Below are 26,160 nucleotides of genomic sequence, written 5' to 3'. Positions count from 1 at the left end.
CGTGCCCTACGAGGTGAGGCCGCGGTCCGGCGCGTGGTTGCCGAGCCGCCAGCCGCCCACGGGCAGGTCGATGGCGGCCTGCGGACCCCACGATCCCTGCGGGTACGGCTGGGTCGGCGGCCGTCGGTCGAGGACCGGCTGGCAGATCTCCCAGAGTCGCTCGACCTCGCTGGAGCTGATGAAGAGGGTGCGGTCGCCGCGCATGACGTCGAGGAGCAGGCGCTCGTAGGCCTCGAGCGGGTCGGAGTCGGGCGCGTCGCCGACGAGGTCGAGCCGGAAGACGCCCTCGACGATCGCCATGTCGGGTCCGGGGCGCTTGGCGCGCACGTCGATCGCGATCCGCGGCTGGTCGGCCAGCTCGATGACCAGCTCGTTGGGCTCGGGCCGACCTCCGTCGGCGGGCTTGAGCCAGCGGTGCCGTGGGTCGTTGAAGCGGATCGTGATCGTCCGCCGTCCTTCGGTCATCGCCTTGCCGGTGCGGAGGTAGAACGGGACGCCGCGCCAGCGGTCGTTGTCGATCCACATCTCGATGGCGACGAGGGTCTCGACGTCGGAGTCGGCCGCGACGTCCTTCTCCTCGCGGTAGCCGTCGTACTGGCCGAACACGACCCGGTCGGGGTCGAGCGGCCGGACCGCGGCGAACACGGCGGCCTTGGCGGCGCGGAGGGCGGACTCGCGGTAGGCGTGCGGGTCCTCCAGGGCCACGAAGCCGAGCAGCTGGCACAGGTGGGTCGTGACCATGTCGCGCAGGCCGCCGGTGCCCTCGTAGAAGCTGCCGCGGCCCTCGACGGTCAGCTTCTCGGGCACGTCGATCTGCACGGACTCGATGGTGTGCCGGTTCCAGGCGGGCTCGAACAGCCCGTTGGCGAAGCGCAGCGCCAGGATGTTCTGGACGGCCTCCTTGCCGAGGAAGTGGTCGATCCGGAAGATCTGGCTCTCGTCGAAGGCGTCGCGCAGCACGCCGTCGAGCACGCGAGCGGTCGCCAGGTCGGTGCCGAAGGGCTTCTCAGCCACCAGTCGGGTGCGGTCGACGAGGTCCTCCTTGGCGAGCATCTCGACCGTCCCCTGCACTGCCGACGGCGGGATCGACAGGTAGAGGAGGCGTCGTACGTCGGACAGCAGGCACCCGGCCTCCTCGAGCAGCCGGTCCTCGGCCTCCCGGACGGCCTCGGCGAGCGCGGCCCCGTCGTCGGCGCTGGACGCGACGAACGAGATCCGCTCGAGCAGCGGCCCCGCGACGGTCTCGTCGACCTCCTCGACGAACTCCGAAAGCGCTGCCCGCACCTGCCCCCGGAACTCCTCGTCGGTCCCCGGCGAGCGCCGCCCGCTCCCGATCACGAGGAGGTGCTCGGGCAGCCGTCCGGCCGCAGCGAGCCGGTAGAGCCCCGGGAACAGCTTGCGCGACGCCAGGTCGCCCGTGGCGCCGAAGAGGACCAGCACGTGCGGAGGAAGGTCAGCGGTCGTGGGGGAGGTCACCGCCCCAGCCTGACCGATCCAGCCAACCGGCACCATCGGTCCGCAGAAACTCAGTCGTCGGCGGCGCGGATGCTGGCGAGCACGTCCTCGAACGGACGCCGCTCGATCTTCGGTGTCCAGCCGCTCTTCTCCGCCCACGGGGAGCGGGTGAGCCCGTCGGGACCTCGCTCGAGGAGGCCCTTGCTGTTGATGACGAAGTACAAGTTCTTGGCGAGTAGCGCGGGGTCTTCCCGGGTGCTGCCCCAGTCGTTGGTGACCGCGGTTCCAGCGCGACGCAGCGTGAACACCGCCTGGAGCCCCAGCAGGTCCGTCCATGGTTTCGCGGAGATCTCGCTCGTGTCGTACGGCCCGAGGATCAGCGTGATCGAGTTGGTGCCGTCGCCGACCCGGCCAGCAAGGACCTCGTCGACCCGGAGCTCGACGTGGAGGTCGATGTCCGCCATCGGTGCTTCACCCGGTGCGGTGTGGTCGTATCTCCGCCCGAATCGGCCCGATGTCACCGTGCCGAGCACCGTGACATCGGCAGCGCGGACCATGCTTGCGAGCGAGTCGAATGTCTCGAACTCCAGCGCACCGCTGACGAAGCCGAACCCGGACCAGGGACGATCTCTGGTCTGGCGATTCGGTTCACTCGCCGGCTCGTTGGCCGCTGCGTTTGGTTTCGCTCCGGTCCGTTCGGGTTCGGCCGCAGGCCCTGAACAAGCAGCCAGCGTGGTCATTCCCAGCAGGAGCGCTCCGCCGGCGAGCAGCCGGCGGACCTCGGTCGCCAGTCCCTCAGGAATACTGGTCGAGTACATGGTTGACGTCCTCCTGCGAGTAGTTGGGGGGTCTCGTCCTTCGCCGTCCGCATGCACGAGTCAGAGCGCTCCTCTTCCTCGTGCTGCAAGCCCACGGTGTGACCTAGCTCGTGGCAGGCCACGTATCGCTCGCCTGCCGGCGGTAGATCGATCCGCAGATTTCGCTTGAGCGTCTGGCCGTAGCAGGACCGATTGGGGTTCTTGCCGACCTCGATGGCTCTTGGTGGGCAGTTGACCCAAGCCAGCAACGCGAAGTTGTCGTACATGTCGTCCATGACCCGGACGTCGTAGTCGTCCCCGTCGACCCAGGTCCAGGTGAAGTGGAACCTCGGGAACTGGGTGTTCAACGCCCATTGCATGGCGTCGCCAGTGGCACCTCTGGTGTTCAGGAAGTCGATCCGGTGGTTGCGGTTGTTCGCCAAGCTGACCTGTGCGGTCCTGCCGTCCACGGTCTGTGACGGCATCGAACCGAAGTTCGATCCGTAGGCGCTGGCGGTGGTCATGATCGTTGCGCCGCAGACCACCAGTGCGACGAGCTCCCCCCTCATCATGGGAGGACCATCTGCCCGGTCTAGACAGGCTGTCAACCCTGCTTGATAACGGTCGCTGTCACCCCGTTACCCGCCTAGATATCGGTGAATTCTCGGCGCAGCGGCCCGGTTGGGTCGGGAGCGGCCGCGGCACGTAGGATTCCGTCATGGAGGTCTCTGAAGTTCCCGCCAAGTTCGCACCTCTGGGGCTGACCTACGACGACGTCCTGCTGCTGCCGGGTCATTCCGACCTGGCGCCGGACGACATCGACACGACGACGCGGCTGACGCGCGAGATCAGCATCAAGGCGCCGCTCATCAGTGCCGCGATGGACACCGTGACCGAGTCGCGGATGGCGATCGCGATGGCCCGCCAGGGCGGCATCGGCATCCTGCACCGCAACCTCTCGGCGGAGGAGCAGGCCTACCAGGTCGACCTGGTGAAGCGGACCCAGACCGGGATCATCTCCAACCCGGTCACCATCGGGCCCGACGCGACGCTCGAGGACCTCGACCGGATCTGCGGCGAGTACCGCGTCTCCGGCCTCCCCGTCGTCGACGCCGACAACCGGCTCCTCGGCATCTGCACCAACCGCGACCTGCGGTTCACCCCCGTCGCGGAGTGGGCGACCACCAAGGTCGACGAGGTCATGACCCCGATGCCGCTGGTCACCGGCCCGGTCGGGATCAGCCGCGACGACGCCACCGCGCTGCTGCGCAAGCACAAGCGCGAGCGGCTCCCGCTCGTCGACGAGCAGGGGCGGCTCGGCGGCCTCATCACCGTCAAGGACTTCGTGAAGTCCGAGCAGTTCCCCGACGCATCGAAGGACGCGCAGGGCCGGCTCATGGTCGGCGCGGCCATCGGCTACTTCGGCGACGCGTGGGAACGGGCGACCGGCCTCATCGAGGCCGGCGTCGACGTCCTCGTCGCCGACACCGCCCACGGCCACGTCACCCTGCTGCTCGACATGGTCCGACGGCTCAAGACCGACCCGGCGACCAAGCACGTCCAGGTCATCGGCGGCAACGTCGCCACCCGCGCGGGTGCCCAGGCGTTCGTCGACGCCGGCGCCGACGCGGTCAAGGTCGGGTTCGGCCCCGGCTCGATCTGTACGACGCGCGTCGTCACCGGCTGCGGCGTCCCCCAGATCACCGCCGTCTACGAGGCCTCCCTCGCTGCGGGCCCGGCCGGCGTACCGGTCATCGCCGACGGCGGCCTCCAGCAGTCCGGTGACATCGCGAAGGCGATCGTCGCCGGCGCCGAGTCGGTGATGATCGGCTCGATGCTCGCCGGCTGCGAGGAGTCGCCCGGTGAGGTGATCTTCGTGCAGGGCAAGCAGTTCAAGGCCTACCGCGGCATGGGCTCGCTCGGCGCGATGTCCTCGCGCGGCAAGAAGTCCTACTCCAAGGACCGCTACTTCCAGGCCGAGGTCACCAGCGACGACAAGATCGTCCCCGAGGGCATCGAGGGCCAGGTCGCGTACCGCGGTCCGCTCTCAGCGGTCGCCCACCAGCTCCTCGGCGGTCTCAACCAGTCGATGTTCTACGTCGGCGCGCAGACGATCCCCGAGCTGCAGGAGAAGGGCCGGTTCATCCGGATCACCTCGGCCTCCCTCAAGGAGAGCCACCCGCACGACGTGCAGATGACCGTCGAGGCGCCGAACTACCACGGCTAGCCGGTGGCGCCCGGGCGCCAGAAGCGTGCGGGGCGGACAGGCTGCTCGTCGACGGGTACGGCGACCGCCGGCTCGGGAGCGGTGTCGAGGTGCAGGATCACGGTCATGGCGTGACCGTCGCAGGGGTGCGTTGAGAAGAGTTTGAGATCGGGTTGCGACGGCGTCGTCCGGGCCCCGACAGGAAGGTCCGGATTCGGCACGGGAAGGTCCGGATTCGACCCAGGTAGGTCCGGATTCGGCACAGGAAGGTCCGGATTCGACGGGCTGGGGTCAGGAGGCGCTGCGCTCGCTGACCTCGCCCCACGCCAGCGCGGGGACGTCGAGCTCGCGCATCCGGGTCGCGTAGGTGGTGTAGAAGTTGCGCGCCTCGCCGTGCCGGCCGAGCCGCTCGAGGAGTCGCACGAGGGACACGTACGTCGGCTCGTCGTACGGGTCGTCGTTGATCTGCCGGATCAGCCACGGCACCGCGCGCGGGGCGTCCGCCGTCCCGGCCAGGGCGAGCGCCAGCGCCCGGTTGACCTCGCGGCCGAGCCGGTCGACCTCCTCGCGCGGCGCCTCGATCCAGGCGGCGTCCTCGCCCTCGAGGAGCGCCCCGGTGTAGCGGGCGGCGACCGCCTCGAGCAGGGCGACGTCGGCGACCGCGCCCGAGGTCACGCCGCGTGCGGCCTGGCAGAACTCCTGGGCGTCGACGATGACATGCTGGGTGTCGAGCCGCACACGGGCGCCGTCGCTGATGACGTAGTGGTCGGCCGGGTGGACGCGCCCCGGGTCGAGCACCTGGCGCAGCTGCGAGAGGGCCACCGAGAGCCGGTTGCCGGGCTCGAGGTGCTCGGGCCACAGCAGGTCCTCGAGGTGGGCCCGGGTGAGACCGTCGGCGTCCGCGACGGCCAGCGCCTTGAGGGCGTCGCGGGCCTTGCGGGAGGGCCAGGCCGACGCCGGGACCGCACGGTCGTCGACCTCGAGGGCGAACGCGCCCATGCAGTGGACGCGGACCCGGGAGTCCGCCGGACGGACGGCGTTGAGCGGACCGGGCACCGACCAGGCGTCGGCGTGGATGCCGAGGCTGTGCAGCTGCTGGAGGGCGACCTCCTCAGCGACTCGCGGGCCGGCGAGCCGTGCGGCGACGTACGCGTTCATGCTGGCCCGTACGACGTTGCCGGCCGACGTCCACATCCCGTGCGCCTCCTGGAGGCGCGGGTCTGCGGGGGAGCGGTCTCCGGCGAGGACGGCGAGCTCGAGGGCCTCGGCGACGACGGAGTTCTCGCTGTAGCGCTGGGCCTCGGCCAGCTCGCGATCGGCGATGGCGAGCGCCTCGGCGCGGGCCTCGGGACGTTCGTCGGACTCCAGGAGCAGGAACCAGCCGAAGGCCAGCCGGCTGGCGAGGTGGTGGGTGGCCGAGGGCACGGCGCGGGCACGCTCGAGCAGCGCGCGCGCTGCGTCGCGGTCGTCGGCCGCGCGGACCAGGGCGAGCCCCACCAGCGCCGGCAGCAGCACCTGGCTGAAGCCGTGCTCCTCGGCGTAGCGGACCGCCTCCGACTGCGCGTGCGCCGCCCGGCCGAGGCTCCCGCGCACGGTGTTGACCGAGCCGAGCACCCGCCAGGCGGCTCCGACGAGCGGCGAGTCGAGGACGGCGAACTGCTGCCGGGCGACCTCGGCCTCGTGGACCGCCTCGTCGAGACGGCCGACCCGCAGGTAGGTCTCCGCGAGGTTGACCCGGGCGAGCGCCTGGCTGGCGACGAGGCCGTGCTCGCCGGTGGTCAGGAGGATCGCGTGGAACCGGTCGATCGCGTCGGTGTAGCGCGCCTCCTCGAGGTCGGCGCACGCGAGGTGGGTGTGGATCCGGGCGAGGGCGACCGGGTCGTCGGCCTCCTCGGCGAAGCGCAAGGCCTTGTGGTCGGCCGCCGCGCTGGCGTGCCGGTCGTCCACGGCCTGGAGGAGGCCCTGGGCGATCCAGGCCGCCGCGAGCGCGCCGGCGTCGCCGGAGGCCTCGGCGAGCGCGAGCGCCTGGTCGGCGAGGAGGGCGCCGGACTCGACCTCGCCCCTGCTCCAGAGGGACGCGGCGTGGGCGGCGGCGAGGTGGGCGCCGTCGATGTCGTCGGTCGGCGTGGCGGCCGACCTGAAGGCCGTGAGCGCCTCGACCGGCCGGCCCTGGAGGTGGAGGGCGTAGCCGCACCGCCAGGCGATCGCGGCGGGCACCTGCCCGTCGGCGCCGCGGAAGCGGGCGGCGAGCGCGACCCAGTCGTCCCGGTGGAGGTGCGCCATCGCCTCGGTCGAGCGGGCGCGCAGCAGCGCAGCGACCTGCTCCTGGTCCGACGTGGCGAGGTCGGCCAGCAGGCGTCGCCGCGGATCGGGAGGCTGGTGGTTCATCGCCCCCAGTATTACGGCTCGCCCGCGCGGGGGAGCCCGTTCCACAGCAGTCGGGTGGCGGCGTCGACGACGTCGTCGAACGGCGTCTCCGGATGGAGCGCCCACCACTGGGCGAGCCCGTCGGACGCGCCGCTCATGACGGCGACGATGACGGGCAGGCTGGTGGAGGACAGGTCCACGCCGGCCCGGGCGAGGTCGGTGGCCAGCAGTCCGGAGATCGCGTCGCTCCGCGCCTCCAGGTAGCCGCGCACGACCTCGTCGAGGTCGATGTCGCCGGAGGGCACCGGATCGAGCAGCAGGCGACGCGCGGACGGGTGGTCGCGGGTGAAACGCAGGTACGCCGCGAGCGTCGCGCGGACCCGGTCGCGCGGCTCGCCCTCGCTGGTGATGCCGCCCGCGATCTCGCTGAGCATCAGCTCGTGCTGCGTCTCGAGGACGTGGAGGAAGAGGTCGCGCTTGTCGTGGAAGTGGTCGTAGAGCACGGTCCGGGTGACGCCGGCGGCCAGGGCCACCTCGCCGATCGACGTGGCGTCGTACCCCCGCCGGGCGAAGACGTCGACCGCAGCCGCCTCGATCCGGGTGCGCCGCTCGGCACCGCGCAGGCGGCGGCGCGGCCGGTTGACGTCGGAGGGGTGGGCGGACACAATCTCACCTTAACCGACACCAGTGTCGGTTAGTGGAAAGGGAAAGAACTCATGGGGTCTGTCTCTCGTCGGAGCGTGCTCGCCGGCTCGGGGGTCGCCGCAGCGGCCGTCGCCCTCGGTCCGAAGTCACCCGTGCTCGCCGCGACCCGTCGCCGGGTCGCCGTGCTGGGTGGCGGCATGGCGGGCCTGTCGGCCGCGCACGAGCTGGTGGAGCGCGGCTTCCAGGTCACCGTCTACGAGCGCAAGGCGCTCGGCGGCAAGGCGCGGAGCATCCCGGTGCCGGGCACCGCCGCGGGCGGTCGCCGCAACCTGCCCGGCGAGCACGGCTTCCGGTTCTTCCCCGGCTTCTACAGCCACATCCCCGACACGATGGCCCGGATCCCGTTCGGCACCAACGAGAACGGGGTCTTCGACAACCTGGTCGGCGCGGGCATCCCTCTGTTCCCGCGTGCCGGCGGCCGTGACGACCAGAACCTCTTCGGCCTGATCCCCGACCCCCGCCACCTCGCGACGCCCGACGCACTGCGCCGTTTCATCGTCAACGAGCTGGTCGGCGGCTCGATGATCTCGCCGGTCGACGCGACCTACTTCGCGACCCGGCTGATCGTGTTCCTCTCCAGCTGCGACGAGCGCCGCTTCGGTCAGTGGGAGAAGACCTCCTGGTGGGACTTCGTCAAGGCCGAGCAGCGCAATGCCGAGTACCAGACCGTCGCCGCCCGCGGCCTCACCCGCGCCCTGGTCGCGGCGAAGGAGGAGATCGCCAGCACCCGCACCATCGGCAACATGGCGGAGGCGTTCCTCTACTCGTTCGCCGGGTTCGGGACCAACGGCCGGCCAGCGGACCAGATCCTCAACGGCCCGACCAACGAGGTGTGGATCGACCCGTGGGTGACCCACCTGCGCGGGCGGGGCGTGCGCTTCCAGAACGCGACCACGATCGTCGGCCTCGACGTCGCCGGCGGCCGGATCACCGGCGCCCGCGCGACCACGCCCAGCGGGCCGAAGACGATCAGCGCTGACTACTTCGTCTCCGCGATGCCGGTCGAGCGGGTCACGCCGTGGCTCTCGCCGGCCGTCCTGGCCGCCGACCCGGCTCTCGAGGGCCTCACCACCCTCTTCGCCGACTGGATGAACGGCATCCAGTTCTTCCTCAAGCGCAAGGTCGACATCACCTCGGGCCACCTGGCCTTCCTCGACTCCCCGTGGTCGCTCACCGGCATCCTCCAGGCCGACCACTGGACCAACGACTTCCCGACGACGTACGGCGACGGCACCGCCGTCGACTGCCTCTCGGTGGACATCTCGGACTGGACGACGCCGGGGATCCTCTACGGCAAGCCCGCCAACCGGTGCACCAAGGCCGAGGTCAAGGCCGAGGTGTGGGCGCAGCTCAAGGCGTCGTTGGAGGACACCGGGAAGTCGGTGCTGCCCGACGACGTGCTCCACTCCTGGTTCCTCGACCCGGCCATCAAGTGGGACCCGGTCAGCCGGCGCAACTCCAACGACGAGCCGCTCCTCATCAACACCGTGGACTCGTGGGACAAGCGACCCACGGCCCGCACCGCCATCCCCAACCTCTTCATGGCCGGCGACTTCTGCAAGACCAACATCGACCTGGCCACCATGGAGGGCGCCAACGAGTCGGGTCGGCAGGCTGCCAACGCGATCGCCGAGGAGGCCTCGGCCCCCGGTACGCCCGCGAAGATCTACCAGCTGCACCGCCCCAAGGAGTGGGAGGCGCTCAAGATCGTCGACAAGCAGCTCTACAAGGCGGGTCAGAAGAACCTCTTCGACATCGGCTGATCGGATGAATTCCCACCGGTCGCCGTCTGACGGGCCCGAGCGGGAGTAGGTTCGTAGGGGCGGCGACTCTCTCGGGCCCCTGGTCGGCTGCTCTTTTCGGGAGAACGGACGTCGTCATGCGGACACGACTCATCGGGACGGCGGTCGCGATCGCCGTCGTCGTCGCAGGCTGGAGCACCGGAGCCGTGGTGCCGGCCGCCGCCGAGGACGGGGGCGGCCCGGGTGACGGGGTCGTCGCGCAGGTCGATGCGACCCGGCCGCTGGTGATCTCCGAGTTCCGGGTCCGTGGCCCCAACGGTGCGAACGACGAGTTCATCGAGATCACCAACGTGGGGGTCTCAGACCACGTCGTCACCCCGATCTCCGGGACCGGCTACGCGTTGGCGGCCTCCAACGCCGTCGCCCGCTGCGTCATCCCCACCGGGACGGTGATCCCGGCCTTCGGCTCGTACCTGTGCGTGAACTCGGTGGGCTACTCGCTGGCGTCCTACCCGGCGGGCAACGGGACCACGGCGACCGGGGACGCCACCTATACGACCGACATCCCGGACAACGCGGGCATCGCGCTGTTCAACACCAGTGTCGCCGCCAGCTTCACGCTCGCGAACCGGCTCGACGCGGTGGGCAGCACCTCGGAGGCCAACACCCTCTACAAGGAGGGGACCGGTTATCCGGCCCTGGTGCCGTTCTCGATCAACTACAGCTTCTACCGCAACCTCTCCACCGGTGCGATCGCCACGAACACACTGGCGACGGAGACGCCGGGGCTGCCGGAGGACACCGACAACAACGCCGACGACTTCGTGTTCGTCGACACCAACGGCACCTCGGCCGGCGCCGGTCAGCGCCTCGGCGCGCCGGGACCCTCGAACCTCTCCTCGCCGAGGAGCAACGCCCTCCTCGACGTCTCCCTCCTCGACCCGTGCGTCGGGGCCTCCGCGCCGCCCAACGCCGTGCGCGACTTCACGTCGGACCCGGCCAACAACTCGACGTTCGGCACCACGGACATCCGGCGCACCATCACCAACAACACCGGGGGCAACGTCACGCGCCTGAGGCTGCGGGTGGCCGACGTCCGGACCTTCCCGGCGCCCTCGGGCATCTCCGACCTCCGGCCGCGGACCTCGACCGCAGTCGTCGTGACCACCGACCGGCCGCCGTGCGGCTCGGGCACGAGCAACGTCACCGTCCAGGGAACGACCCTCGAGCAGCCGCCGAGCCAGCCCAACGGCGGCGGGTTCAACTCCTCCCTCTCGGTCGGCGTCGTCACGCTGGCCACGCCGCTGGCTCCCGGCGCGTCCGTCGACGTGCGGCTGTTGCTCGGCATCCAGCAGACCGGGGTCGCCTCGATCCGGGTGATCGCCGAGGCCCTCACCTCGGGCACGGACACCGTCGCTGACCCGGGCACCTGCCTCCGCGCCCCGTCGGACGGGTCGATGGACTGCGACCTCGAGAACGGCACCGACTTCGCCGTCCCGGGGACCGGGACCTCCGGGCCGGCCACGCCGTACCCGAGCCCGATCCAGGCCAGCTTCCCCGACGGCACCACGGTCACCGACGTCAACGTCAACCTCCAAGGTTTCAACCACACCTTCCCCTCCGACGTCGACGTCCTCCTCGTCGGTCCCGACGGCACCACGGGATCGGTGATCTTCTCCGACCTGGGCGGGTCCACCGATGCCAACAACGCCACCATCGTGCTGGACGACGAAGCCCCCAGCGACGTGCCGAGCACGGTCGTCAGCGGCACCTTCCGGCCGACCAACAACACCGCGGGGGACACCTTCCCGGCGCCGGCGCCGCCGCCGACGGCTTCAGGCACGCTCGCGAGCTTCGACGGACTGCTGGCCGACGGGACCTGGAGCCTCTACGTGACCGACGACGCCGGCGGGGACGCCGGTTCGATGCAGGGGTGGTCGCTCGATCTGGAGACGGCGCCGCCGTGCGACGGCAAGCCGGCGACCATCGTGGGCAGCGAAGCCGGCGAGACGATCACCGGCACGGCGGGCGACGACGTGATCGTCGCCCGGGGCGGGAACGACGTGATCAATGCCGGAGCCGGGGACGACAGGATCTGCGCGGGCCCGGGGGACGACACGACGCGCGACCAGCTCGGTGCGGACCGGGTGTTCGGGGAGTCCGGCGACGACACGCTGATCCAGCCGATCCAGGTCGACGCCGGCGACCTCCTCAACGGCGGTGAGGGGGTCCGGGACCAGGTCACCTACGCCGCGCGGCCCGACGCGGTGGCCCTCTCCATCAACAACGGCATCGCCGACGACGGCGCCCCGGGCGAGACCGACCGGCTCCTCGGGGTCGAGGACCTCGTCGGCGGGGCGGGCAGCGACACGATCATCGGCAGCGTGGTGCGCAACGAGCTCGAGGGACGGGCCGGGGCCGACACGATCCGCGACCTGCTCGGCAACGACCTGGTCGACGGCGGGGAGGGGGCCGACCTCCTCCTCGCCCAGTTCGAGATCGACCCGGGCGACGTCTACAACGGTGGCAACGGCTCGGACCGGGTGTCGTACTCGTCTCGTGACGAAGGTGTCGAGCTGTCCCTCAACGGAGCCGCCGACGACGGTGCCCCCGCGGAGGACGACAAGATCCTTGCGGTCGAGAACCTCACCGGCGGCTCCGCCGACGACGTCATCGTCGGCAGCTCGGGCGCCAACATCCTCTCCGGGAGTGCGGGAGCCGACGAGATCCGCGACCTCGGCGGCGCCGACGACGTCCGCGGTGACGGTGGCGACGACACCTTCCTGCAGGCGTCGCCCGCCGACCCCGGTGACAGCTTCGACGGCGGCACAGGAACGGACCTGATCTCCTACGCCTCCCGGACCGCGGACCTGAAGCTGACGCTCGGCAACGGTCTCGACGACGACGGTGCCACCGGCGAGACGGACGGACTGGTCAACGTGGAGAACGCGACGACCGGGAGCGGGGGAGACCTGATCGTGGGCACGCCTCTGGCCAACCTGCTCATCGGCGGGTCCGGCGACGACGAGATCCGTGACGGCGGCGGCGCCGACACGGTGCAGGGCGGGGCCGGGAGCGACCGGTTCGTCCAGGGGTCGACGTCCGACGCCGGTGACCGGTTCGACGGCGGCAGCGGGGTCGACGCCCTCTCCTACGAGCTCCGGACGGCAGCGGTCAGTGTCACGCTCGCGACCGGACCCAACGACGAGGGCGCCGCAGGGGAGGGCGACGGCGCCGTCGGGATGGAGAACATCTTCGGTGGCTCCGGCGCCGACGTCCTGTTCGGCACCGCGCTGGGGAACCTGATCCACGGTGGTCTCGGCAACGACGACCTCAAGGGCTTCGGTGGCGGCGACCTGTTGTTCGGCGGCAACGGCGGGGACGACCTGCACACGCTGGACGGGATCTCGGGCAACGACACCGCCGACGGCGGTGACGGGAACGACACCGCGACGACCGATGCCGGGGACGTCCGGGTCAGCATCCCGTAGCGGGTTTCACGGCCTCGAGCGCTTAGTCCCTAGAATCAGCCGGTGACCGACATCGAGATCGGCCGGGCCAAGCGCGCCCGCCGTGCGTACTCCTTCGACGACATCGCGATCGTGCCGTCCCGGCGCACCCGCGATCCCGAGGAGGTCAGCGTCGACTGGCAGATCGACGCCTACCGCTTCTCGCTGCCGATCCTGGCGGCGCCGATGGACTCGGTGATGTCGCCGTCGACGGCCATCGCGTTCGGTCAGTACGGCGGTCTCGGGGTGCTCAACCTCGAGGGCATCTGGACCCGCTACAGCGACCCCGAGCCGCTGCTCGAGGAGGTCGCCGGCCTGCAGGGCGACGCCGCCACGCGCCGCCTCCAGGAGATCTACGCGGAGCCGATCAAGCCCGAGCTCATCGCCGAGCGGCTGCGCCAGATCCGCGCCGCGGGGGTCACGGTGGCCGGCTCGCTCTCGCCGCAGCGGACCAAGGAGTTCGCCAAGGTCGTCACCGACGCCGGGGTCGACCTCTTCGTCATCCGCGGTACCACGGTCTCCGCGGAGCACGTGTCGAGCCAGGCGGAGCCGCTCAACCTCAAGGAGTTCATCTACGAGCTCGACGTGCCGGTGATCGTCGGCGGCTGCGCGACCCACCAGGCGGCGCTCCACCTGATGCGCACCGGTGCGGCCGGCGTGCTCGTCGGCTTCGGCGGCGGCGCCGCCCACACGACCCGCAGCGTGCTCGGGGTCGCCGTCCCCATGGCCTCCGCGGTGGCCGACGTGGCTGCGGCCCGGCGCGACTACCTCGACGAGTCGGGCGGCCGCTACGTCCACGTCATCGCCGACGGCTCGATCGGCCGGTCGGGGGACATCGCCAAGGCCGTCGCCTGCGGGGCCGACGCGGTCATGGTCGGCTCGCCGTTCGCCCGTGCCGCCGACGCTCCGGGTCGCGGCTTCCACTGGGGCGCCGAGGCCCACCACCACGAGCTGCCGCGCGGCCAGCGCGTCCAGTTCGAGCAGATCGGCACGATCGAGGAGATCCTCTTCGGTCCCAGCCGGGTCGCCGACGGCACGATGAACCTGGTCGGCGCGCTCAAGCGGTCGATGGCCACGACCGGCTACACCGACCTCAAGGAGTTCCAGCGGATCGAGGTCGTCGCCGAGTGACGCCCGCATGAGCACCACGCCGCCGGACGGCACCGCCCTGGAGATGGGCAGTGCCCGCGGTCGGTGGGTGCTCCTGACGACGGTGCTGGGCTCCGGCCTGGCGATGCTCGACGCGACCGTGGTCAACGTCGCGCTCGGCCGGATCGGCGAGGACCTCGATGCCGACTTCGGCGGGCTCCAGTGGACCATCAACGCCTACACGCTCACGCTGGCGGCGCTCATCCTGGTCGGGGGGTCGCTGGGCGACCGGCTCGGCCGGCGGCGGATCTTCCTGGTCGGGGTGGTCTGGTTCGCGCTGGCGTCGCTGCTGTGCGGGCTCGCACCCGACATCGAGACCCTCGTCGCCGCCCGCGGGCTGCAGGGCGTGGGTGGTGCGCTGCTGACACCGGGCAGCCTCGCCATCATCGCCGCCTCGTTCCGGGACGAGGACCGGTCGGCCGCGGTCGGCGCCTGGTCCGGCCTCGGGGGCATCGCGGCCGCCCTGGGGCCGCTCGTGGGTGGCTGGCTGGTCGAGGTGAGCTGGCGGCTGGTCTTCCTCGTCAACGTCCCGGTCGCGGTCCTCATCGTGCTCGTCGCCGTCCGCCACGTCCCCGAGAGCCGGGACCCCGACGCGGTCGGTCGGCTCGACGTCCTCGGCACCGCACTGGCAGCCGGTGGGCTCGCGGCCGTGACGTTCGGGCTGACCCGGGCGGGCGAGGCCGGGTTCGGTTCGTCCGTCGGCCCGACGATCGGGGCAGGGCTGGCGCTGCTGGTCACGTTCGTCGTGGTCGAGGCGCGTTCGTCCCACCCGCTCGTGCCGCTGTCGCTGTTCCGCAACACCCAGTTCAGCGCGGCCAACCTGGTGACGTTCCTCGTCTACGCCGCGCTCGGCGTGGTGTTCGTGCTGCTCGTGCTCCAGCTCCAGGTGGTCGTGGGGTGGTCGCCGATCGTCGCGGGCTCGGCGATGCTGCCGGTCACGCTGCTCATGCTCGGCTTCTCGGCGCGCGCCGGCGCCCTGGCGCAACGGATCGGGCCGCGGCTGCCGATGACGGTGGGGCCGCTCCTCGCCGGTGTCGGCGTGCTGCTCATGAGCCGGGTCGACGCGGGCGCGTCGTACGGCGTCGACGTGCTCCCCGCGGTCGTCGTGTTCGGGGCCGGCCTGACCCTGCTGGTCGCGCCGCTGACGGCGACGGTGCTCGATGCGGCCGACGACCGGCACGCCGGCATCGCGTCCGGTGTCAACAACGCGGTGGCCCGCACCGCGGGGTTGCTCGCCGTCGCCGTGATCCCCGTGGCCGCCGGTATCGGCGGCGGCGACTACACCGACCCCGGGGCGTTCGGCGACGGCTACCGGGTCGCCATGCTCATCAGCGCCGCGCTGCTGCTCGCGGGCAGCGTCCTCGCCGTCGCTCTCGTACGACGACCGCTCACCGCAGCCGGGCCCGAGGAGCACCGCCTGCACATCGAGGAGTGCCGCCACTGCGGGGTGAGCGCGCCACAGCTCCACCCGGCCGATCGCGGCCGCTGACCTGCTGCGCCCTCAGGTCGTCGCGGTCGGGGCGTCCGCGACCTTGACCAGCCGCACCTCCGGCTTGACCGGGACCGCGTCGGGAAGGAACCAGCGGAACGCCACGTTGCCGCGCGGGTAGTCGACGGTGGAGACGGCGTTGGGGTGGTCGAGGCGCCGCTTGGCGAGGACGACGGTCACGGTGCCGTCGCTGTTGGGGACGGCCTGGGTGCCGTTGACCGAGCAGCGGTCGTCGGTCGCCGGGTGGGTGGCCATGAACTGGTTCCACACGACGAAGTTCCAGAACCGGCAGGCCGGCGGTCGGTGGGTGATGACCAGCGCCTCGTCGTCCTCGAGGACGAAGCTGCCGAAGGAGTACGCCGCGTCACGAGCCGACCAGCCGAAGTTGGCGTCGGCCACCTGGTAGGGCTCGCCGCAGTCGTTGGCGACCTGGGTGATCTCGTGACCGATGGTGTGGCCGTCGTCGCTGCGGACCCCGACCGTCAGCGGGATGATCGCGAACATCGTGCGCAGCCACGCGGCGCTCGACCGGAGCGCCGCCGCGGTCTCCACCGAGCCGTGGGCGACGGGGTCGGGCTCGTCGAGCGACTCGATCTCCCAGACGATCCGGCGGCCGGTGAGCGGGTCGGCCTGGTAGTCGCGGGTCAGCAGCACCACGCCCTCCGGGAGTGGCCCGAGGTCGAAGGTGAACCTGCCGTCGGCGTCGTACTCGAGATCGGAGTCGCGCACGAGGGCGACGACCTTGTCGGACCAGGCACCGGGCGACGGCTCGTTGTAGGCGGTGACGGAGAAGTAGACGCTGTCCCCGCGGTTGCCGCTGATCCGGTAGCGCCGGGACGGGTCGATCGTGCAGAGCGCGTAGTAGCAGTCGGTGTTGTCGCCGCCCCAGCGCCGGTCACGCCGGAACGGGGTGTTGGTGTCGACGAACTGGGGCCGGCTCGGCTCCGCGAACAGGTAGGTGTCCAGCGCGACTCCGAGCGTGGTGAGGACCTGTCGGTAGCCGTCGGCGAGGGTCCGGTCGTCGGTCACCGCGCGGTCGCCCTCGGTGAAGCTCTTGTCGAGGTCGCGCAGGGTGTCGAGGAGCTCGCGGAACGCGGACTGGGCCTCGGTGTGGTCGACGGTCATGGGCGGATCCCATCGGTGAGGATGTCGGTGATGCGTCCGGCCCACGCGTCGTCGAGCGTCTCGGGTCCGACGAGGACGCCGATGAGGGCGGCGCCGATCATCAGGTTGAGGACGTCCTGGGCGCTGGCAGTCGGCCGCGCCTCCCCGGCCTCGGCGGCGGCACGGAACCGGTCGTCGATCGCCTCGGCGACCCCGGCGAACCGGGAGAACAGGGCGTTGTGCAGCGCCGGGTGCGTGGAGAACTCGGCGAGCAGGCCCGGGAGCGCGGCTGCCGCGACCGGGCTGGTGAAGGCGTCCCGGGTGCCGACCACGATGCCCAGCAGGTCGGCGCGGAGCTCGCGCCCGAGGTGCCAGTCCTTGAGCAGCTCGTCGGGGAACGCGGCCTCGTAGACGAGGTGGGGGAGCGAGGGCCAGCGGCGGTACAGGGCCGCTTTCGTCGTCCCCGCCCGCCCGGCGACCGCGGCCATCGTCAGCCGCTGGTAGCCCACCTCGACCAGCAGGTCGCGGGCGGCGTCCAGCGCCGCCTGCTCGATCCGTGGGTCGCGGGGCCGGCCCGCACCGCGTGGTGTCGTCATCGCCTCGCCATCCCCCTTCGAATCAATCGTCGACGGCTCTTCCCCTAATACGATCCCCACCGTATCGTAATCGTGATCACGTGAGGAGGGTCACTGCGGATGAAGAGCGACCAGGCCACGGTCCGGCTCGAGGACCTCGCCGACCCGACGTTCCCGCCGGCGGCCGCCGAGGTGCTGGCGATGATGGACGCGATGGCGGACCTGTGCCCGCTGGACAGTGCCACCCTCCACGCCCAGGCGCGGACCGAGACCGGGCTCGACGACTTCGGGTCGCGGGACTACGAGGAGCGGCTCGACCTCCTGCTCGACTGCTACCGCGCGGTGCCGGGGCTGACCCGGTCCGGCCAGGTCAACCTCTACGTCCAGCTCGTCCAGCTCCTCAAGAACCGGCTCCTGCTCACCGACCTGCTGCGCAGGGTCCCGTCGATCGCGGAGCGCGAGCTCCTGCCGCCGGTCGTGATCGCCGGCCTGCCGCGGACCGGGACCACCCACCTGCTCCAGCTGCTGGCATCGACCGGACGCTTCCGGACGCTGCCCTACTGGGAGAGCCTCGAGCCGTTCCCGGTGGCTGCGGAGGTCGGGATCGAGCCGAACCCGCGGCGCGAGCGGACCGCTGCGGCCGTCGAGGTCATGAACCAGGCGCTGCCCCACTTCATCCGGATGCACGAGATCGAGGGCCCCGACCACGTCCACGAGGAGATCGCCCTGCTCGCGTGCGACTTCTCCACCATGTTCTTCGAGACGCTGACCGAGGTGCCCCGCTGGGTCGACTACTACCAGGCGCACGACCAGGCCCCGCACTACCGCTACCTGCGCCTCCAGCTCCAGGCCCTCCAGCACCTGCGCCCGGGCGGCCGGTGGTTGCTCAAGTCGCCGCAGCACCTCGAGCAGCTGCCGGCCCTCGCGGAGGTCTTCCCGGGCGCGACCGTCGTCGTGACGCACCGGGACCCGGCCCACGTCGTGACCTCGATCGCGACGATGGTCGCCTACACCGAGCGGATGTTCCGTCACCCCCCGGACCCGTTCGCCACGGGCCGGCGGTGGGCGGACCGGCTCGAGGTCATGCTCGGGTCACTGGCCGCCGACCGGGACGTGTTCGGTCCGGACCGGTCGCTCGACCTGCCCTTCGAGGAGTTCATGGCCGACCAGGTCGGAGCCGTCGAGCGGGTGCTCGCGCTGGCAGGGGAGGAGACGGGCCCCGCGGTGCGGGCCTCCCTGAAGGCCTACCTGGACTCCCATCCGGCGGGGCACCTCGGCCGGGTCGACTATCGGCCCGAGCTGGTCGGGCTCGACGGGGCGGACCTCGCGGAGCGGTTCGCGCCGTACTCCCAGCGCTTTCTCGCCCCCACTCCTTGAGAACCCCTTAGAACCTGTTCTAGTTTTGATCACAGCGCGGCCCCGCCGCGCTCGAGCCCCGGAGGAACCCCCGATGACGCAGGCACCGCCGCCCGCCGACATGACCCTGCAGCGCTCCAGCCGTGACCCGGACGTGGTGCGCGCCCGGCTCGAGGAGTGGCTGGCCACCGTGCTGCCGGACGGAGCCGATCCGGTCGTCACGATCCACGAGGGCATCCAGACCAACGGCATGTCCAGCGAGACCGTGCTGCTCGCGATCACCGCCACCGAGAGCGGCGAGCGCGCCACCAAGGAGTACGTCGCCCGGGTCGCTCCGGCCGCCGAGGACCTGCCGGTGTTCGCGTCGTACCGCCTCCAGGACCAGTACGACGCGATGCGCCTCGCCGGCGAGCTCGCCGGCGTCCCCGTCCCCCGAGTCGGTCTGATCGAGCCGACCGGTGCCGTGCTCGGTACCCCGTTCTTCCTGATGGACCGGCTGGACGGCGCCGTGCCACCGGACGTCCTGCCCTACACGTTCGGTGACAACTGGCTCTTCGACGCCCCCGTCGAGCAGCAGCAGGCGCTCCAGCGCAGCAGCGTCGAGGTGCTGGCGAAGCTCCACAACATCGAGGGCGCGGCCGAGCGGTTCGCCTTCCTCGACCCGGCCGTCACCGGCCACGAGGGAGCGACGCCGCTCGCCCGCAACGTCGCGAAGCTGAGCGCCTGGTACGACTACGCGATCGGCGCGGCGGAGGGCAGCCCGCGCTCCCCGCTCATCGAGCGGGGACTGACCTGGCTCGCCGGCAACCTGCCCCCCGAGGGCGACCCCGTCCTGATCTGGGGCGACGCCCGGATCGGCAACGTGATGTATCGCGACTTCGCGCCCGTCGCCGTCCTCGACTGGGAGATGGCGACCCTCGGGCCGCGCGAGCTCGACCTCGCCTGGATGGTCTTCGCCCACTCCGTTTTTCAAGAGATCTCCACGATGATGGGCTTGCCGGGCATGCCCGACTTCATGACGGCCGACGCGGTCGCCGCGACGTACGAGGAGCTCGCCGGGGTGAAGATCGGCGATCTCACCTGGTACCAGCTCTTCGCCGCCGTCATCTGGGGGATCGTCTTCCTCCGCACCAGCGCCCGGCAGATCCACTTCGGTGAGATCGAACGACCCGAGGACCCCGAGTCCGTCATGCACCACCGCCCGCTGTTCGAGCGTCTCCTCCAGGAAGTGGGTGCGTGATGAGCGGCCTCGGCAAGCACGGTCTCCACGGCGAGTACTACGGCCTCGGCCCCCTCGACGAGTACCCGATCCACCAGCTGCCGCGACCGGTCGCCTGGGCCGGGAGCAGCGACCGGAACTTCTACGACCGGTGCTACCTCAACGCGCACGACCGCACCGGCGACCTCTTCCTCATCACCGGCCTCGGCTTCTACCCGAACCTCGGGACCAAGGATGCGTTCGTCCTGCTCCGCCGGGGTGACGAGCAGACGGCGGTCCACCTCAGCGACGCCGCGGACCCGCGGGGCGCGGACCGGATGCAGCAGCAGGTCGGGAGCTACCGGGTCGAGATCATCGAGCCGCTGCACAAGCTGCGGCTGGTCATGGAGGAGACCCACGGCATCGCGATGGACCTCACCTGGGAGGGCTCCTTCGACGTCGTCCAGGAGCTGCCGCACGTGATGCGCCAGGGCGCCAACACGATCCTCGACGCGCAACGCTTCGCCCAGGTCGGTACCTGGGAGGGCGTCCTCTCGGTCGACGGCTCCGACATCGCCGTCACCCCCGACCGCTGGGTCGGCTCCCGCGACCGCTCGTGGGGCATCCGCCCGGTCGGCGAGGCCGCGCCTGCGGGCAAACCGGCCGACCCCGCCTTCGAGGGCATGTGGTGGCTCTACGTGCCGATGCGGTTCGACGACTTCTCCGTCGTGATCATCATCCAGGAGACGCCCGACGGCTACCGGGTGCTCAACGACTGCACCCGCGTCTTCAAGGACGGGCGCGTCGAGCAGCTCGGCTGGCCCCGCGTCGAGATGCGCTACGCCTCCGGCACCCGCGTCCCGACCGGCTGCACGATCGTCTGCCAGACCCCGGACGGCAAGGAGCTCGTCCTCGAGGTCACCTCGAAGCTCCCGGTCCCGATCCATGTCGGCGGCGGCTACGGCGGCGACTCGGACTGGACCCACGGCATGTGGAAGGGCGCCGGCTTCACCGAGCGGCTCACCTACGACATGAACGACCCGGCCGTGGCCGGCCGCGTCATGTTCGGCGTGATCGACCACGTCGGCCACGCGGTGGCCCACGGCCCCGGCGCCGACGGCGTCGAGGGTTGGGGCCTGTTCGAGCACGGTGCCCTCGGCCGGCACGACCCCTCGGGCTTCGAGGACTGGTTCACGCTGGCGCCTTGATCAGCGCGCCGCCGCGTGGTCCGCGGCGGAGCGTAGCGAACGAAGTGAGCGGAGTCGCGGACCACGCGGCGCGCACCCCAACCAGGAGATCACCCCATGACTGACCTGAACCGCGACGCCCTCTTCATCGCAGGCACGTGGACCAAGCCCGCGACCGACGCCGTGCTGGAGGTGGTCTCGCCGCACTCCGAGGAGGTCGTGGCGCGGGTGCCCGAGGGCAGCACGGCCGACATCGACGCGGCGGTGGCTGCAGCGCGCAAGGCGTTCGACGAGGGACCGTGGCCGCGGATGACGCCGGCGGAGCGGATCGACGTCGTCGCGGCGCTGTCGATGTCGTACGCCGCACGCCTGGAGGAGATGGCGACCGTCATCTCCACCGAGATGGGCTCGCCGATCTCGTTCAGCAACCTGGCGCAGGCGCCGGCGGCCTGGATGCAGATCGAGGCGTTCCTCACCATCGCGCGGGAGTTCCCGTGGGAGGCGACCCGGCCCGGCGCGCTCGGTGCTGACGTGATGGTGCGGCACGAGCCGATCGGCGTGGTCGCGGCCATCCCGCCGTGGAACGTCCCGCAGTTCACGGTGCTCTCCAAGCTGGTGCCGGCGCTCCTCGCGGGCTGCACGGTGGTCGTGAAGCCCGCTCCGGAGTCTCCGCTGGACTGCTACGTGCTGGCCGAGGCGTTGCTCGAGGCCGGGGTGCCGGAGGGCGTCGTCAGCATCGTCGCGGCCGGTCGTGAGGTCGGCGAGCACCTGGTGCGCCACCCGGGCGTCGACAAGGTGGCGTTCACCGGCTCGACCGCTGCCGGCCGGCGGATCGGCGCGATCTGCGGGGAGCACCTCAAGCGCTGCTCGCTCGAGCTCGGCGGCAAGTCGGCCGCGATCGTCCTCGACGACGCCGACCTCGCCTCGACGTTGGAGGGCCTGAAGTTCCTCGGGGTCATGAACTCCGGCCAGGCCTGCGTCGCCCAGACCCGGGTCCTGGTCAGCCGGGACCGCCACGACGCGTTCGCCGCGTCGCTCGCCGAGATGATCGGCGGGATGAAGGTCGGCGACCCGATGGACCCGGCGACCGAGATCGGTCCGATGGTCGCGCAGCGCCAGCAGGAACGGGTCGAGAAGTACATCGCGCTCGGACAGGAGGAGGGCGCTCAGCTCCTCACCGGCGGCCTCGGCATGCCGGACGGGCTGACGAAGGGCTGGTACGTGCGGCCCACCGTCTTCTCAGGCGTCGACAACCGGATGCGGATCGCGCAGGAGGAGATCTTCGGGCCGGTCCTCTCGGTCATCGCTTACGACGACGTGGCCGACGCGATCCGGATCGCCAACGACTCCGAGTACGGGCTGGCCGGCACCGTGTGGACGGCCGACGCGGAGGCCGGGACCGAGGTCGCGCGTCAGATCCGGACCGGCACGATCGGCGTCAACACCTACACGATGGACATGGCGGCACCGTTCGGCGGCTACAAGAACTCCGGCGTGGGCCGCGAGTTCGGTCCCGAGGGCCTCGCGCAGTACACGGAGGCCAAGGCGGTGTACCTCTCCTCGCCGCCGATGGAGTGAGCGAGCAGCCGTCGGTGGTCAGCCCCGCGAGAGCGGGGCTGACCAGGCGTTCAACCGATAGCCGTCGCTGCCCGACACGTCGAGGTAGGGGTAGTCGTCGCTCGTCGGCGCCCACTTCGTCGCCGACGTCAGCTCGACGGTCGCCGGACGGCGCAGGCAGGCGCGCGGCACGCTGACGACGAGGACGTCGTCCGCCCAGTCGACCTTGCCGTCGACGACGCAGGTCCCCGGGCCGCGCCAACGGGTGACCGTCGGACCGTCGTAGGCCCTGAAGACCTCGGCGCGGGCCATCAGCCCGGTGTCGGTGCGGAACCGGACCTCCCCTCGCCAGTAGCCGCCGTCGCTGCGCTCGAGCCGCGCCAGCTTGAGGCGGGTCACCACTCGTGTGTCGCCGTGGCGGTACGTCGTGCGGACCAGGTCGGGGTCGCCGTAGTCGGGGACACCCGGGTACGGGTCCTCCCCTGAGCTGCGCGTGTCGTGCCAGTAGTCGTCGCGCCCGTCGGGGACCGACAGGTCCTCCGCCTGGGCCGGCGCCGGGACGAGGGCGACGAGCAGGCAGCCCAGGGTGGCCAAGGAGGTGCGCATGGTCCGAACATAGAGCGACGCCGACGGATCCGTCGGGAATCCGAGGAGGTCCTATGCAAGAGCGGCCGGTGCTCGACTCGGTGGAGGCCTTGGTGGCGGGGGCGACGGACCGGCAGCCGCTGGACGGCCCGGGGAAGTCGGGGGCGCGGCTCGAGCGGCTGCGGATCGACGGGGTGCCGCTCGTGCTCAAGCACCTCGACCGCGACGGCGACTGGACGCTGCGGGTCGCCGACGTGCCGGGGACGGCGACGGTGGCGCTGTGGCGACTCGGCGTGCTCGACGCTCTACCGGACTGCTTCGACCAGCCGATCGTCGCGGTGGCGCGCGACGCGGCACGGCCGACGCTCGCGGGGATCCTCATGCGCGACGTGGGGGAGTGGCTGGTCCCCGCGACCGACGACCCGGTGCCGCTCGACCAGCACGCGCGGTTCCTCGACCACATGGCCGCCCTGCACGCCACCTTCTGGGAGCAGCGGATCGAGGTGGTCACGCCCGAGACGCGCTACCTGGAGCTCTCGCCGCGGATGGCGGCCGCCGAGGCGGCGCTCGGCTCGGACCACCTGGTGCCGCGGCTGGTCGCCCAGGGCTGGCCGCTGCTCGACGAGGTCGCGCCGGCGCTCGCGTCGGTCGTCGTACCGCTGGCGCACGACCCGGCCCCGCTGCTGGCGGCCCTCGACACCACGCCGCAGACGTTCGTCCACGGCAACTGGAAGCTCGACAACCTCGGCAGCCTTCCCGACGGCCGGACGATCCTGCTCGACTGGGAGCTGCCCGGGACGGGCGCGGCACTGAGCGACCTCGCCTGGTACCTCGCGATCAACTGCCGTCGGCTGCCGACGTCCAAGGAGGACGCGATCGCCACCTATCGCGCCGCGCTCGAGCGGCACGGCGTCGCGACCGAGCCGTGGTTCGACCGTCAGCTCGGCCTCTGCCTGATCGGCGCGATGGTCCAGTTCGGCTGGGAGAAGGCGCTCGGCGGCTACGACGAGGAGCTGGCCTGGTGGGAGGAGCAGGTCGTGCGCGCCGCGCCGCTGCTCACGGGCCCGTGAGCCACGACATCGGGGCGGCGTACGACGCCGCGGCCGACGGCTGGCGGGCCGGGCCGGCGCGGATGTACGGCCGGCTCGCCGAGGCGATGGCCGACCACGCCCCGGTGCCGCTCGACGGGGCCCGCGTCCTCGACGCCGGGGCCGGCACCGGGGTGGCGGGCCGGGCCCTGCGGGCCCGCGGCGCCCGCGAGGTCGTCGCGCTCGACCTCGCGCCGGGCATGCTCCCGCGCCCGCCGGCCCTGTCGACCGTCGGCGACCTCCAGCGGATCCCGTTCCGCGACGGCTCCTTCGACCTCGCCGCCGCAGCCTTCTCGCTCAACCACTTCGCCGACCCGACCCCGGCGGCGATCGAGCTGCGCAGGGTGGCGGGCGCGCTGCTCGCGACGGCGTTCGCCCCTGGCTGGGACCACCCCGCCAAGGAGGCGATCGACGCGGTGATGGTGCGCCGCGGGTTCGACGCGCCCGACTGGTACCGCACGTTCAAGGCGGCCGGCGGCGACGGTGACCCGGGGCCGGCGGAGCTGGAGGACCTGGCGCGCCGGGCGGGCTTCGCGCACGCGGAGGCGCAGGTGCTCGAGGTCGACTCCGGGCTGCGCAGCCCCGCCGACCTCGTGGACTGGCGGATCGGCATGGCCCACCTCGCGCCGTTCGCCGCCACCCTGGCTCCGGACGCACTCGCGGAGGCCCGCGCCGAGGCCGAGGCGGCGGTCGAGGGGATGCCGTCGCTCGTCGTCGCGATCGTCGTCCTCAGCGCTCGCTGAGGGCCTTCCACGCGGGCAGCTGCCGGTCCGCCTCCGCGCGCAGCGTGTCGCCGTGCGGACCCGCGGCGCGGGCCAGGTCGGCCGCCATCCGCTCGGCCCGCTCGACCCACGTGGGCTGCCCCAGGTCGGCGCCGAGCTGACCGGCCCACCACCAGGCCTCGATCTTGACGGCGTGCTCCAGGCCGTCGAGGTCGCGCTCCGCGACATCGAGGTCGACGGGTTCGCCGAGGGCGTTCCGCGCGCGGTGGGACACCAGGCGCGCCGCGGCGTCGTACCGCGGGACCCCTGACCGGACCGCTGCATCGCGCAGCCCGTCGGCGATCCGCAGCGCCTCCTCGGGGGCGCCGCTCAGGAGCCGCTCCTGGGCGGAGAGGAGCTGCCACCGCATCTCGAGGCGCCACCCGAACACCAGCGCGCCGTGGAGCGCGGTGCGCGCCTGCGCGAGGTGGCCGGCCGCGGCGTCGGGGTCGCCCGCCCGGATCCGCTCGTCGGCCAGGTCCTCCAGCACCGAGACCGCGACCTCCGGGATCGCGCCACCGACGGTCTCCGCGAGGGCCTCGTGATGGCGGTCGAGCCCGGCGTCCGTGGCGCCGAGGTTGCGCAGCACCCAGCCGGAGAAGTTGGCGCCGCGCCCGGCGAACCGCGGGACGTCGCGCCGCGCGACCTCGCTGCCGTAGCGCGCGAAGCAGTCGAGGGCGGCGGCAGGACGGCCGGCGACGGCCGAGGCGTGGCCCGTGAACAGCAGCGCGTGGAGGTACGCCGTCGTGAGGTCGGCCCGCACCCCGGCGCGGGTGATCGGCCGCAGCAGGTCGATCGCCTGGTCGGGCCGGCTGCGATGCGCCTGGAGCACACCGAGCCAGGCGGCCGCCTCGAGGCGCTCGGTGCCGGTGGCGGCGTCCATCGCCCGGGTCAGGTGGGCACGGGCCTGCTCGAGGTCGCCCCGGGCGTGCAGGATCCGCCCCGAGGCGACCAGGCAGCCCGCACGGGTCTGGTCGTCGGCCGCGAGCGCGCCGTCGTCGGCGTAGCGGAGGGCATCGTCGAACCTGCGGTCGAAGTACGCCGCCCAGGCGCCCACCTCCCACCGGTGGTCGCCGCCCTCGGTCGCGGCGACGACATCGGCCTCGGCGTCGCGGTAGCGGCCGCGCCGGATGCGGACCTGGGCACGCGCGACGAGGGTCTCGTGGTCGTGGACCAGGGCGAGCGACTGGTCGAGCAGGTCCTCGGCGGTCGCGTGGTCGAAACGCTCGGCCGCCCGGGCCGCCGCCACCCTGAGCCAGCGCGCGGCGAGCACGGGGTCGTCGCCGAGGCGGGCGTGCTCGGCGACCGCCGCCGGGTCGGGGTCGGGACG

The 26,160-nt window shown here is 72.0% G+C and carries 20 protein-coding genes; 11 read left to right on the top strand and 9 right to left on the bottom strand.

Features of this window, described 5'->3' with window-relative positions:
- Nucleotides 1-6: 6 nt before the first annotated feature.
- From zwf to H0487_RS12870, 3 genes are all read right to left on the bottom strand, one after another.
- Nucleotides 7-1,476 (bottom strand): glucose-6-phosphate dehydrogenase, encoded by a 1,470-nt coding sequence (gene zwf / locus H0487_RS12880; protein ID WP_312855933.1) that lies wholly within the window; start codon nucleotides 1,474-1,476, stop codon nucleotides 7-9.
- Between the two features lie 50 nt (nucleotides 1,477-1,526).
- Nucleotides 1,527-1,919 (bottom strand): hypothetical protein, encoded by a 393-nt coding sequence (locus H0487_RS12875; RefSeq protein ID WP_183094637.1) that lies wholly within the window; start codon nucleotides 1,917-1,919, stop codon nucleotides 1,527-1,529.
- A gap of 272 nt (nucleotides 1,920-2,191) precedes the next feature.
- On the bottom strand, nucleotides 2,192-2,824 hold the full coding sequence (locus tag H0487_RS12870; RefSeq protein ID WP_183094636.1) for a zinc metalloprotease: 633 nt from the start codon (nucleotides 2,822-2,824) through the stop codon (nucleotides 2,192-2,194).
- Nucleotides 2,825-2,970: 146 nt separating this feature from the next.
- Here H0487_RS12870 and guaB point away from each other — a divergent pair, with 146 nt between their 5' ends.
- A complete protein-coding gene (guaB, locus tag H0487_RS12865) occupies nucleotides 2,971-4,479 on the top strand; it encodes an IMP dehydrogenase (RefSeq protein ID WP_183094635.1) in 1,509 nt (502 codons plus the stop codon).
- A 270-nt stretch (nucleotides 4,480-4,749) separates the two neighbouring features.
- Here the strand turns inward: guaB and H0487_RS12860 are convergent, their stop codons facing one another.
- The gene (locus H0487_RS12860; RefSeq protein WP_183094634.1) at nucleotides 4,750-6,846 is read right to left on the bottom strand and encodes an AfsR/SARP family transcriptional regulator; all 2,097 of its coding nucleotides are present in this window, start codon (nucleotides 6,844-6,846) and stop codon (nucleotides 4,750-4,752) included.
- Nucleotides 6,847-6,857: 11 nt separating this feature from the next.
- On the bottom strand, nucleotides 6,858-7,490 hold the full coding sequence (locus H0487_RS12855; RefSeq protein WP_183094633.1) for a TetR/AcrR family transcriptional regulator: 633 nt from the start codon (nucleotides 7,488-7,490) through the stop codon (nucleotides 6,858-6,860).
- A 51-nt stretch (nucleotides 7,491-7,541) separates the two neighbouring features.
- Here H0487_RS12855 and H0487_RS12850 point away from each other — a divergent pair, with 51 nt between their 5' ends.
- The 4 genes from H0487_RS12850 to H0487_RS12835 all read left to right on the top strand — a co-directional run bounded on the left by H0487_RS12850 (nucleotide 7,542) and on the right by H0487_RS12835 (nucleotide 15,419).
- A complete protein-coding gene (locus H0487_RS12850; protein ID WP_183094632.1) occupies nucleotides 7,542-9,293 on the top strand; it encodes a hydroxysqualene dehydroxylase in 1,752 nt (583 codons plus the stop codon).
- Nucleotides 9,294-9,409: 116 nt separating this feature from the next.
- On the top strand, nucleotides 9,410-12,763 hold the full coding sequence (locus H0487_RS12845; protein ID WP_183094631.1) for a proprotein convertase P-domain-containing protein: 3,354 nt from the start codon (nucleotides 9,410-9,412) through the stop codon (nucleotides 12,761-12,763).
- Between the two features lie 42 nt (nucleotides 12,764-12,805).
- The gene (locus tag H0487_RS12840; RefSeq protein WP_183094630.1) at nucleotides 12,806-13,912 is read left to right on the top strand and encodes a GuaB3 family IMP dehydrogenase-related protein; all 1,107 of its coding nucleotides are present in this window, start codon (nucleotides 12,806-12,808) and stop codon (nucleotides 13,910-13,912) included.
- 7 nt (nucleotides 13,913-13,919) lie between these two features.
- Nucleotides 13,920-15,419 (top strand): MFS transporter, encoded by a 1,500-nt coding sequence (locus tag H0487_RS12835; protein ID WP_183094629.1) that lies wholly within the window; start codon nucleotides 13,920-13,922, stop codon nucleotides 15,417-15,419.
- Nucleotides 15,420-15,431: 12 nt separating this feature from the next.
- On the opposite strand, the gene H0487_RS12830 is transcribed toward H0487_RS12835, so the two are convergent.
- Nucleotides 15,432-16,544, bottom strand: coding sequence for a DUF1214 domain-containing protein (locus H0487_RS12830; RefSeq protein ID WP_183094628.1), 1,113 nt, complete (start codon nucleotides 16,542-16,544; stop codon nucleotides 15,432-15,434).
- Nucleotides 16,541-17,119, bottom strand: a complete 579-nt coding sequence (locus H0487_RS12825) for a TetR/AcrR family transcriptional regulator (protein WP_183094627.1) — start codon at nucleotides 17,117-17,119, stop codon at nucleotides 16,541-16,543. Before H0487_RS12825 ends, H0487_RS12830 begins: the two co-directional genes overlap by 4 nt.
- Nucleotides 17,120-17,218: 99 nt before the next feature.
- Here H0487_RS12825 and H0487_RS12820 point away from each other — a divergent pair, with 99 nt between their 5' ends.
- The 4 genes from H0487_RS12820 to H0487_RS12805 all read left to right on the top strand — a co-directional run bounded on the left by H0487_RS12820 (nucleotide 17,219) and on the right by H0487_RS12805 (nucleotide 22,417).
- Nucleotides 17,219-18,475 (top strand): sulfotransferase family protein, encoded by a 1,257-nt coding sequence (locus tag H0487_RS12820; protein ID WP_183094626.1) that lies wholly within the window; start codon nucleotides 17,219-17,221, stop codon nucleotides 18,473-18,475.
- A gap of 73 nt (nucleotides 18,476-18,548) precedes the next feature.
- Nucleotides 18,549-19,694 carry a phosphotransferase family protein gene (locus H0487_RS12815; protein ID WP_183094625.1) on the top strand — a complete coding sequence of 382 codons (1,146 nt, stop codon included), beginning with the start codon at nucleotides 18,549-18,551 and terminating at the stop codon, nucleotides 19,692-19,694.
- Nucleotides 19,694-20,860, top strand: a complete 1,167-nt coding sequence (locus tag H0487_RS12810) for an Rv3169 family protein (RefSeq protein WP_183094624.1) — start codon at nucleotides 19,694-19,696, stop codon at nucleotides 20,858-20,860. The genes H0487_RS12815 and H0487_RS12810 overlap by 1 nt, the downstream gene beginning before the upstream one ends.
- Before the next feature lie 96 nt (nucleotides 20,861-20,956).
- On the top strand, nucleotides 20,957-22,417 hold the full coding sequence (locus tag H0487_RS12805; RefSeq protein WP_183094623.1) for an aldehyde dehydrogenase: 1,461 nt from the start codon (nucleotides 20,957-20,959) through the stop codon (nucleotides 22,415-22,417).
- A gap of 18 nt (nucleotides 22,418-22,435) precedes the next feature.
- Here H0487_RS12805 and H0487_RS12800 read toward each other — a convergent pair whose 3' ends face one another.
- Nucleotides 22,436-23,002: a hypothetical protein gene (locus tag H0487_RS12800; RefSeq protein WP_183094622.1), complete on the bottom strand. Its 567-nt coding sequence runs from the start codon at nucleotides 23,000-23,002 to the stop codon at nucleotides 22,436-22,438.
- Between the two features lie 53 nt (nucleotides 23,003-23,055).
- On the opposite strand from H0487_RS12800, the gene H0487_RS12795 reads away from it, so the two are divergent.
- Together H0487_RS12795 and H0487_RS12790 are read left to right on the top strand one after the other, a co-directional pair.
- The gene (locus H0487_RS12795; protein WP_183094621.1) at nucleotides 23,056-24,051 is read left to right on the top strand and encodes an aminoglycoside phosphotransferase family protein; all 996 of its coding nucleotides are present in this window, start codon (nucleotides 23,056-23,058) and stop codon (nucleotides 24,049-24,051) included.
- Nucleotides 24,048-24,812: a class I SAM-dependent methyltransferase gene (locus H0487_RS12790; protein WP_183094620.1), complete on the top strand. Its 765-nt coding sequence runs from the start codon at nucleotides 24,048-24,050 to the stop codon at nucleotides 24,810-24,812. Before H0487_RS12795 ends, H0487_RS12790 begins: the two co-directional genes overlap by 4 nt.
- Here H0487_RS12790 and H0487_RS12785 read toward each other — a convergent pair.
- Nucleotides 24,799-26,160: hypothetical protein (locus H0487_RS12785; RefSeq protein WP_183094619.1), on the bottom strand; the 1,362-nt coding region annotated here is incomplete at its 5' end. The two genes, H0487_RS12790 and H0487_RS12785, sit on opposite strands and share 14 nt — an antisense overlap.

The sequence above is a fragment of the Nocardioides stalactiti genome (assembly GCF_014180715.1).
Classification (GTDB): Bacteria; Actinomycetota; Actinomycetes; order Propionibacteriales; family Nocardioidaceae; genus Nocardioides; species Nocardioides stalactiti.
The sequence above is the reverse complement of the archived record's forward strand: the minus strand, read 5'-3'. Positions and strand labels throughout refer to the sequence as shown.